Genomic DNA, 10,121 nt, shown 5'->3' on the forward strand with positions numbered 1-10,121 from the left:
CGGCCGACAGAATGAAGTCGGTCTTGATGGCACCGGACACTTTCTGCTCTTCCAAATGAACCGCGTCCACGGCCAGGTCTTCCGGTTTGTCGGTGTCACCATGTTTGTGAGCAAAAAGGTGATGGATCTTTTCCGCCCCTTCAAAGCACAGGTAAGCACCGCCCAGCATGAGCAACGGCGTGATCGTCCAGGGGGCGAAAGTGTTTAACAGCATGCCGATCGGCAACAGGAATATCAGCTTGTTCTTCAGCGATCCCTTGGCAATACGCCAGACAATCGGCAGTTCGCGGGCGGGGCTGAAGCCAGTGACGTATTTCGGTGTCACCGCCGCATCGTCGATCACTGCGCCGGCGGCCTTGGACCCGGCCTTCGCGGCCTGCCCGATGACATCATCCACCGAGGCGGCAGCCACTTTGGCAATCGCTGCAACGTCATCGAGTAGGGCAAGCAATCCGCTCATGGCCGTTCCTGAACAAGTCCTGTACACTTTGGGGAGCGACCATACTGTGTTTTTGCGACAGTCCAAATACGCGAAAACCGCTCGAAACCGGTTCCGGTCTCTTCGCCCCTCTCAACGCCTATAGTTTCAGGCACAGGCTCATCCCTCAACAGGATTACGCCGGGCATCCACAGCCGAGCGTTACTCACCTGCGCTTTTTCGGAAAGCCGATCCAACTGCAGATCCTGCAACATCTTGGGACGCCACGGAGTTCAAACATGCTCAAGCTTGACCACATCACGGTGATTGCCCCAACGCTGGCCGAAGGTGCGGCACATGTGCAGGACTGTCTGGATCTGGACGTTCCCTTCGGCACACGCCACATCTATATGGGCACCCACAATCACCGACTTCAACTGGGGCACAGGGTCTATCTGGAAATTGTCGCCCTCGACCCTGATGGCACCGCGCCCGACCGGGCGCGCTGGTTTGGTCTTGATAACCGGGAAACCGTCATAAAAGACTGGGACGAAGGCCGGCGCCTTCGGGGCTGGGTCGCCAGAACAAACACCTTGAAAAACGTCCTGACCGCTCACGCTCCTCTCTTTGGTGAAGAGGTGTCCCTGCCCTTTTCAAATCCCGAATTCGGCTTTTCCATCCCCAAGGATGGCTCACTGCCGCTTGACGGCGCCCTTCCGTCCCTGATCGACCATCGCGGCGCTCCAACCTCGTTTGCCGAAATCCCCGACATGGGCGCAACCCTGCGCTCATTAACCCTCGAACACCCGGGTCCTGCTGCTATCGACGCGCTCTACCGGGAGCTTGCGATCGAGCGTCCACCGGTGGTGGTTCAAGGCCCGGAGCTTCGCTATCGGGCGGAGATTGAAACACCGGCGGGGGTGAAGGTACTGACGTGATTAAGTGGATTTTCCCAATGACACGCCTTCAAAGGCTGAACAATGCCACAACGCGCAAACGGGATCTGCCTGAAGAAGCCGTTATTGCAAATTGTAAGGTTTCAGGAGGAAATCTTGCAAAAAGAGGAAATGGTGGAGCCAAGGGGAATCGAACCCCTGACCTCTTCGCTGCCAGCGAAGCGCTCTCCCAGCTGAGCTATGGCCCCTTATTCCATTTCACGGCCGGTATGGGTCTCCGGCGCTGATGGAGGCGGAACATAGTCACACCGCCTCACAAGATCAAGCAGAAAATAGCAGGTTTTTTTCCAACCTTTGTGGAAAAGCTCAGGCAGAGAAAAATCTCTGCCTGATCAAATGCTTAGCTTTCGCTGTCGTCTTCTATTTCGACGCGGATACCAGGAACCTTGTCCTCGTCTTCATCCTCGTCCTCGAGGAAAACGTCGTCATCGGAACTGTCGTCATCGATGTCGACATCGTCGCCTTCCAGATCCGGAACATCGTCGCCGCCTTCTGCTTCGGCGTCGGCCTCTTCCAGGGTCACGATTTCCGGAGCTGCTGCATCAACATCATCATCATCGTCGTCGTCGGAAGTTTCTTCAGGCTTGGCTGCCTTCGCTGCGCGAGAAACCATTACGGCTTCGAAGATGGTGCCGCATTTCGGGCAGGTGATCGGTTCCCGGTTGAGGTCGTAATATTTAGCGCCGCAGCTCGGGCACAGCCGCTTGGTGCCAAGTTCAGGTTTTGCCACTGTGCTTACCCTTCATTCTTATCAGGCTGACTTAAAATCGTGGGCCGCCCCATAACCTCAAGTTCTGCCCCTGTCAAAGACAAATCGGATCAAAATAATTGTTCGTCCCATTGTTCTGCACGTTGCGCACCAAAATTCAAGCGCTTGAAGAGATGACGACGGCGCATCCACATGATAGGACGTGACACCTTTTGCAAACTCCTAAGTTCCGGACATTGAAAATGTCACACAATTCTGCGCCTACTCCACTGACTTCGAGCATGGGCAGCCCACTGACCGGCACGATCCGCGTGCCCGGCGATAAATCGATTTCCCACAGATCCTTGATGTTCGGTGCGTTGGCCGTTGGCCGCACGACCGTCAAAGGCTTGCTTGAATCCGAAGACGTTCTGGCCACGGGCGAGGCCATGCGCGCCGTTGGTGCCAAGATCGAAAAACACGCCGATGGTTCCTACACGGTCGACGGAATCGGCCTCGGCGGCCTGCTGGAGCCCGAACACGTCATCGATTTCGGCAATGCCGGCACAGGCGTCCGCCTGACCATGGGTATCTTCGGCAGCCACAATATCGCTGCGACCTTTGTCGGCGACGCTTCCCTGTCGAGCCGACCGATGGGCCGGGTTCTTAATCCACTGCGTGAGATGGGCACCAATGTCATCGCACGCGACGGCGACCGTCTGCCGGCCTCCATCCGCGGTGCCGAACAGGCCTTGCCAATCAGCTATCGGGTACCGATGCCTTCCGCGCAAGTGAAGTCCGCCGTTCTGCTGGCCGGCCTCAACGCGCCGGGGGAAACAACGGTCATCGAGCCGATCCCGACCCGGGATCACACGGAAAAGATGCTGAAAGGCTTTGGCGCGGAAATTTCCGTTTCGCTGAACGAAGCCGGGGAACGCGTCATCAAGCTCAAGGGTCAGCCGGAGCTGAAGCCACAGGATATCGACGTGCCGGGGGATCCATCCTCAGCCGGTTTTCCGCTGGTGGCTGCGCTGATCGTCCCGGGTTCCGACATTACCATCGAGAATGTGCTCCTGAATGAACACCGAACCGGTCTGATCACCACTCTGATTGAAATGGGCGGCGATATTGAAATCGCCAATCGCCGCGAAACCGGCGGGGAAGAAGTCGGCGACCTGAAAGTGAAGGCCAGCCGGCTCAAGGGCATCACCGTTCCGGCGGAACGTGCGCCGTCGATGATCGACGAGTATCCGGTTTTGGCCGTTGCCGCCGCCTTTGCCGAAGGTGACACTTTCATGCCGGGTCTGGATGAATTGCGCGTCAAGGAATCCGATCGCCTTGCCGCTGTTGCCCGCGGGCTGGAAGCCAACGGCATCCCTTGCGTGGAAACCGAAGACACCCTGACCGTGACCGGCGGGGCAACCGAGATCGGCGGTGGAACGGTAACCACACATCTCGACCACCGCATTGCCATGTCGTTCCTGGTTCTGGGCATGGCTGCCCACAAGCCGGTGACCGTGGATGACGGCGCGGTCATTGCAACAAGCTTCCCGACCTTCACGTCGCTGTTCGAGGGACTGGGCGCAAAATTTTCTTCAAGCGCCAGCGAGGCCGCATGATCATTGCAATTGATGGACCGGCAGCATCCGGCAAAGGGACCCTCTCACGCCGGCTGGCGGACCATTTCGGACTGCATCATCTCGACACAGGCCTGACCTTCCGTGCGGTCGCGGCCGCCCTGCTTGCCAAGGGACTGCCGCTGGGGGACGAAGCCATCGCAATCGAGATCGCTCACAATCTCGACCTCGCACAGATGGACAAGTCCGTGCTCTCGGCCCATGAAATCGGCGAGGCCGCCTCGAGGATCGCAGTGCTTGGCGGTCTGCGCGAGGAGCTTGTCCAGTTGCAGCGCAGGTTTGCCGAGACACCTCCGGGCACGGTGCTGGATGGCCGCGACATCGGCACCGTCGTCTGCCCGGATGCGACCGTCAAACTGTTTGTGACGGCATCGGCTGAGGCCAGGGCGCGGCGCAGAACAGATGAAATGATCTCCAAGGGAATTGATGCAAATTATGCTTCAGTTCTGGAAGATCTGAAGCGCCGGGACGAGCGTGACAGCCAACGGACCGTGGCCCCGATGAAACAAGCGGAAGATGCGGTCTTGCTTGATACGACAGAAATGGATATAGAGACGGCGTTCCAGGCGGCCGTGGATATCGTGTCCCGCGTCAAGGATGCTTAAGATGATCACGGGGCTCGCCTTGCGGTGTGCCCCTGTTCGTGCATCCGGAACACCAGGCCAAATGGTCAGCAGTTCTTGATAGAACGACATGTAATTTCGGCAGGACGCTGCTTATCTCGCGTCCTGTGACGAGACCGGATTTTCCGTCTCCTGCCCCCGCCGGCCCGCTTGTTAAAGCGGCAGGATCAGCGCAAACGCGATCCCGGGAAACGGACCGTCCGGAGTGCAACACTAACCCGCCGGCGGCGCGCCAACTGGCGCTAGGAGAATAAATGACTGATTTTAATCCCTCTACCGAGGATTTTGCGGCTCTTCTCGAAGAGTCCTTCGTCCAGAACGACCTCTATGAAGGTGCTGTTGTCAAAGGCACCGTTGTCGCGATCGAAAAAGACCTGGCTGTTATCGACGTCGGTCTGAAGGTTGAAGGCCGCGTGCCGCTGAAGGAATTCGGCGCCAAGGGCCGCGACGGCGAAATGGGTGTCGGCACCGAAGTCGAGGTTTACCTGGAGCGCGTTGAAAACGCACTCGGTGAAGCCGTTCTGTCGCGCGAAAAAGCGCGCCGCGAAGAGAGCTGGGTTCGCCTGGAAGTCGCTTTCGAAGCCAACGAAAAAGTCAACGGCCAGATCTTCAACCAGGTCAAGGGCGGTTTCACCGTCGACCTGGATGGCGCTGTTGCCTTCCTGCCGCGTTCCCAGGTGGACATCCGCCCGGTTCGCGATGTGACCCCGCTGATGCACACGCCTCAGCCGTTCCAGATCCTGAAAATGGACAAGCGCCGCGGCAACATTGTTGTTTCCCGCCGTGTTGTTCTGGAAGAGACCCGTGCGGAACAGCGTTCCGAGCTGGTTCAGAGCCTGGAAGAAGGTCATACCGTGGAAGGTGTGGTCAAGAACATCACCGACTACGGTGCGTTCGTCGACCTCGGCGGCATCGATGGCCTGCTGCACGTCACCGACATCGCGTGGCGCCGCATCAACCATCCGTCGGAAGTTCTCACCATCGGCCAGACCGTCAAGGTGCAGATTATCCGCGTCAACCAGGACACGCATCGCATCAGCCTCGGCATGAAGCAGCTTGAAACCGATCCGTGGGATGGCATCGAAGCCAAATACCCGATCGAAGCCAAGTTCTCCGGCCGCGTGACCAACATCACCGACTATGGTGCATTTGTTGAGCTGGAGCCGGGCATCGAAGGCCTGATCCACGTGTCCGAAATGTCCTGGACCAAGAAGAACGTGCATCCGGGCAAGATCGTTTCCACTTCTCAGGAAGTCGAAGTGATGATCCTGGAAGTCGATCCGGTCAAGCGCCGCATCTCCCTGGGCCTCAAGCAGACCCTGCAGAACCCGTGGGATGCCTTTGCTGAACAGTTCCCGGTCGGCACCAACGTTGAAGGCGAAGTCAAGAACAAGACCGAATTCGGCCTGTTCATCGGCCTCGACGGCGACGTGGACGGCATGGTTCACCTTTCCGACCTCGACTGGAACCGTCCGGGCGAACAGGTCATCGAAGAGTACAAGAAGGGCGACATGGTCAAGGCCGTCGTTCTGGATGTTGACGTTGAGAAAGAGCGTATCTCTCTCGGCATCAAGCAGCTCACCGGCGATCCGATGGAAACCGGTGCCGGCGGCGAAATCCGCAAGAACTCCGTCGTGACCTGTGAAGTCATCGAAGTCAAAGACAGCGGCCTGGACGTCAAGATCGCGGACAGCGACCTGACCGCCTTCGTTCGTCGTGCGGACCTGTCCCGCGACCGCGAAGACCAGCGTCCGGAGAAATACTCCGTTGGCGACAAGTTCGATGCCCGCATCACCCAGTTCGACAAGAAGACCCGCCGGGTTTCCGCGTCGATCAAGGCGCTGGAAATCGCAGAAGAGAAGGAAGCTGTCGCACAGTACGGTTCTTCCGACTCCGGCGCGTCTCTCGGCGATATCCTGGGTGCTGCTCTGAAGCAGCAGTCCGACGACTAAGTTTTTGTCTCATCCAAAGAGACCAGAACGCGAAAAGCCCGGCAGCAATGCCGGGCTTTTTGTTTGTCCGCTTCAAATTAGTTCGAAGCTGTCAGACAGGTAACTAGCACCGGGTGGAAATACTCCCACGCCGGCCATGCAGCATGATAAGCTCGGGGCTGATTGCCATTCCGGAGACAATTCATGCGCCCGATCATCCTTGCCTTTCTGGTCGCTCTTTCAGGCGCTCCGGCCTCAGCGGAAATTGTGCGCTCGCCTGAAATCTGGCGCGTGAAACCGGATTTCGAAAAGAGTGACAAAGCCAGGGAATCGATCAGCGGCGCAGCCTGCGCGCCTGCACCGGGCCACTGTCTGGCAGTGAATGACGAAAAGAAATACGCGCAGTTTTTTACGCTTTCCGATCGGCACATCACACCCGGCCAGGTGATCCGATTGCTTCCCGGGAAAATCGACGGTGAGAAAACGAAAGAGATCGATGCGGAAGGTGTCGTGTTTATTCCTCCGGATGAAAGCGGCAGATCTGCTTCCTTTTTCATCACCGGATCGCATGGCCTTTCCCGAAGCGGCGAATTCCAGCAATCGCGCTATGTCCTGTTTCGAGTTCCCGTCGATGCGCAAACCGGCCTTCCGACCTTTGAATTCGACGACAAGAAACCGGCTCCGGAGATTTCCATGACGACACTGTTGCGTCAGACGATCAAGGATAATCCGGATCTGGCACCGCTTGCCGACAAGAAGCTGGATCGCAACGGTGTCACAATCGAAGGTCTTTCGATCCAGGGTCGGGAGTTGCTTTTCGGTTTGCGAAGCCCTTGCGTCTCCGGCCAGGCCCTCATTCTTCACGTCCCGATCGATCAGTTGTTCAAGACCGAGGCACCGACCTCAAGAACCACGAAGCTGGAGCTCGGCGACAATGTCGGCATACGGGACCTGACTGCGGTCAGGGACGGATTTCTGATCCTGTCAGGTCGAAGTGACGACCGCAGAGGTGACCAGAAACTCACCTGCGGCGAAAAGCGCACACCCCCGTCTCCCTCGCCTTCCATCTGGTTCTGGAGCGGCAAGCAGGGCGATGCCGCTGAACCATTGGGAACTCTTCCAGGCGTTGATGTAAACGCGAGCGCAGAAACACTGCTGGTGCTTGAAGACACTTCGGATATCTTTCGCGTGCTTGTCCTGTTCGATGGAGAAAAGAACGGCGCGCCGGTCGAATTCACCATCGAAAAATAGGTGAGGTCTGAAAAACCGAATTCCGGGCTTGCGTTCTATCCCTTTTTCAAAACAATCAGGTCAACGTCCTGACTCTCTCTCCAAACGGTTTCCCAATGCCAGCCTTCGAACTGTGCCGGATTGCAGGCACTGTCTTTTGCGCCGTGACCCTGATCGTGATGGGGGACACCTGCGGCAAACTGCTGACCGCAGGTGGGGTCAATCCGTTCATCGTCGCCTTCTCCAGGTTCGTGATCGGGGCACTTGCCCTGTGGCCGCTTGCCCGGATCAAGCTGCCGGAACTTCTCGCCTACAGGGATTGGCGCGTGATCCTGCGCGCGGTGTTCATCACCTGTGCGATCTGCTTCATCCTGACGGCACTCAAGACCGAACCCATCGCCAATGTCTTCGGTGCCTTCTTTGTCGGGCCGATCATCTCCTACGTTCTCGCCGTCATTTTCCTGTCCGAAAGACCGTCCCGGATACACTCGGTCCTGTTGATCCTGGGATTTGTCGGCGTGCTTTTGGTGGTCAAGCCCGGTTTTGGAGCGTCGGCCGGCATCCTTTTCGCGGTTCTGGCCGGTGTCTGTTACGGTTGCTATCTCTTCATGACCAAGCTGCTGGCGGGAGCCATGCGGCCAAGCCTGCTCCTGATGTCGCAGCTTCTGATTGGTTCCGTGTTGCTGGCACCATTCGGTCTCAGCTTTGGCATGCCTGAGCAAAGCACAAGCTTCTGGGCGCTGATTGTTCTCAGCGCACTCGGGTCGGCGGCCGGCAACTATCTTCTTGTCGTGGCAAACAAGATGGCAGATGCCAGTCTCGTGGCACCGCTTGTCTACAGCAAGCTGGTCGCCGCAACCGTACTCGGCATTCTTGTCTTTGGAGACTGGCCGGACGATGTCGCCATGTTCGGACTGATGCTGATTGCCTTTTCCGGTCTTGGCTCTCTGGCGGCACGACGCGGTCTGCCCGCCGGAACTGCACGCAGCTAAAGCGTTGTCGGTAAAACCTGCATTACAGGACGTAGCCTTGAATCAAAAATCCAGGTCTTCGGTTTCGAAATAGGACAGGACGGCCTGGATCGCGTTGTACCCGAGAGAACTCTTGCGCACATAAACCCCTGCGTCTCTGCGCGGCATGCCATGAACGGTCGGACGGATCCTCAACCCCTCGCTTTCAATGCGGTTGGCGAGTTGAAGAGGAGCCGACATGACAAAGCCGCCCTCCTTCACCAATTGAAGCCCAGTCGCGAAGGACGTGGTGCGAATATCGATCATAGACTCTACGGCACCCTCAGGAGCGCAATATTCCTGAATACGACGCTCCGTTTCGGGATCGACCACAAAACTGACCCAGCGATATCCCTTCAGTTTCGACGGATCGATAACCGCGTTTTGCGCATTCGGATCGTCGGACCGGACAACGATGCCGTGCTCCACACTGGTGATGTACTTTACAAGTATCGCCTCATCCACTTGTTCTTTCGGAATGATACCCAAATAAATATCGAGTTCACCGGCACTTAGCGGCTGTGCTATGTCGTGCCCGGTGTCCGTTTTCACTTCCAGTTTCAACGCCGGAAACTGTTTTATCAACGCCGCGAACAACCGGGCAACACAGTTCAGGTGAAAAACGGGCCCCGCCCCCACTCTCAAAACCGGCATTCCAGCTGTGGTTATCGTCGACACCTCCTCCAGGCATTGCCGGTATTCGTCCTCGATCCGCTCAGCCCGCCTGAAGAACACTTTCCCGGCAGCCGTCAGTTTCATGCCGCGCCGGTCGCGGTCAAACAGATCCGCGCCGACCTGATGTTCCAGATTTGCGATGCGCTTGGTGACGGAGGGCTGGGTGAGAGCCAGCTCACCGCAAGCAGCCGTGAGAGACTGGTGCCGGGCAACAGCCAGAAACGCCTTGAGATTCTTGTCCATCTAGCATTCTTTTTTTGAATGATAACTATCAATAAATCGATTTTACAGAATACCTGATATCAATCAATGTGCAGAATGTTCGTCAATCAAGAAAGCTTTGGGAGGGGCAATGCGGACGGTTTTCGTGTTGTTTGATTCGCTCAATCGCCTGGCGCTCGGCGCATATGGCGGTGTGGCGGTAAAGACACCCAATTTCGACCGGTTTGCCCGGCGTGCCGTGACATTCGACAAACACTATGTCGGCAGTCTTCCATGCATGCCCGCCCGCCGGGACATGCATACGGGCCGGCTCAATTTCATGCACCGGCACTGGGGGCCGCTTGAGCCGTTTGATGAATCCTTTGCGAAAATTCTGAGTGGCGCGGGCGTCTATTCGCACCTGATTTCCGACCACCTCCATTACTTTGAAGATGGCGGCTGGGGCTATGCCAACTCCTTCGACAGCTGGGACTTTATCCGCGGTCAGGAATATGACGCTCTGAAGGCTCTGGCTTCACCGCCGGTTGAAAGATATCGGCAGAAATTCGATCCCCGTCACTATCCGCTGGAAAATCTCTCAGACGGCACCGTGACCAGAGGCAACACGGACAGAGCCGCATGGAAGAGATCCCGAGCCGCGATCACGCATGATTTCCTGAAGGAAGAAGCCGATTTTCCAACCGCCAAGTGCTTCGCATCCGCCTTCGAGTTTCTGGAGTTGAACGCAGATG

Annotated in this window: 10 protein-coding genes and 1 tRNA gene; 7 read left to right on the plus strand and 4 right to left on the minus strand. The window is 57.3% G+C overall.

Annotation, left to right across the window (positions count from 1 at the left end; genetic code table 11):
• On the minus strand, positions 1–460 hold a 460-nt coding region (locus tag K5905_RS18465; protein WP_297586465.1), incomplete at its 3' end, for a DUF808 family protein.
• Between the two features lie 257 nt (positions 461–717).
• Here K5905_RS18465 and K5905_RS18470 point away from each other — a divergent pair.
• A complete protein-coding gene (locus tag K5905_RS18470) occupies positions 718–1,356 on the plus strand; it encodes a VOC family protein (protein WP_297586467.1) in 639 nt (212 codons plus the stop codon).
• A 130-nt stretch (positions 1,357–1,486) separates the two neighbouring features.
• On the opposite strand, the gene K5905_RS18475 is transcribed toward K5905_RS18470, so the two are convergent.
• Positions 1,487–1,562 (minus strand) — tRNA-Ala (locus K5905_RS18475).
• A gap of 152 nt (positions 1,563–1,714) precedes the next feature.
• On the minus strand, positions 1,715–2,104 hold the full coding sequence (locus K5905_RS18480) for a TIGR02300 family protein (RefSeq protein WP_297586469.1): 390 nt from the start codon (positions 2,102–2,104) through the stop codon (positions 1,715–1,717).
• A 221-nt stretch (positions 2,105–2,325) separates the two neighbouring features.
• On the opposite strand from K5905_RS18480, the gene aroA reads away from it, so the two are divergent.
• From aroA to K5905_RS18505, 5 genes are all read left to right on the plus strand, one after another.
• Positions 2,326–3,681, plus strand: a complete 1,356-nt coding sequence (aroA, locus tag K5905_RS18485; RefSeq protein ID WP_297586470.1) for a 3-phosphoshikimate 1-carboxyvinyltransferase — start codon at positions 2,326–2,328, stop codon at positions 3,679–3,681.
• Positions 3,678–4,304: a (d)CMP kinase gene (cmk, locus tag K5905_RS18490; protein ID WP_297586472.1), complete on the plus strand. Its 627-nt coding sequence runs from the start codon at positions 3,678–3,680 to the stop codon at positions 4,302–4,304. Before aroA ends, cmk begins: the two co-directional genes overlap by 4 nt.
• A gap of 272 nt (positions 4,305–4,576) precedes the next feature.
• Complete coding sequence (rpsA, locus tag K5905_RS18495; RefSeq protein ID WP_297586474.1) at positions 4,577–6,274, plus strand: 30S ribosomal protein S1; 1,698 nt, start codon at positions 4,577–4,579, stop codon at positions 6,272–6,274.
• Positions 6,275–6,457: 183 nt separating this feature from the next.
• Positions 6,458–7,504 (plus strand): DUF3616 domain-containing protein, encoded by a 1,047-nt coding sequence (locus K5905_RS18500; protein WP_297586476.1) that lies wholly within the window; start codon positions 6,458–6,460, stop codon positions 7,502–7,504.
• A gap of 95 nt (positions 7,505–7,599) precedes the next feature.
• The gene (locus K5905_RS18505; protein ID WP_297586478.1) at positions 7,600–8,475 is read left to right on the plus strand and encodes a DMT family transporter; all 876 of its coding nucleotides are present in this window, start codon (positions 7,600–7,602) and stop codon (positions 8,473–8,475) included.
• A gap of 42 nt (positions 8,476–8,517) precedes the next feature.
• Here K5905_RS18505 and K5905_RS18510 read toward each other — a convergent pair whose 3' ends face one another.
• Positions 8,518–9,411, minus strand: coding sequence for a LysR family transcriptional regulator (locus K5905_RS18510; protein WP_297586479.1), 894 nt, complete (start codon positions 9,409–9,411; stop codon positions 8,518–8,520).
• A gap of 109 nt (positions 9,412–9,520) precedes the next feature.
• Between K5905_RS18510 and K5905_RS18515 the strand changes: the two genes are divergently transcribed.
• Positions 9,521–10,121, plus strand: a 601-nt coding sequence (locus K5905_RS18515) for a sulfatase-like hydrolase/transferase (protein WP_297586480.1), incomplete at its 3' end; no start/stop codon positions are given.

Source organism: Roseibium sp. (genome assembly GCF_025698965.1).
Classification (GTDB): Bacteria; Pseudomonadota; Alphaproteobacteria; order Rhizobiales; family Stappiaceae; genus Roseibium.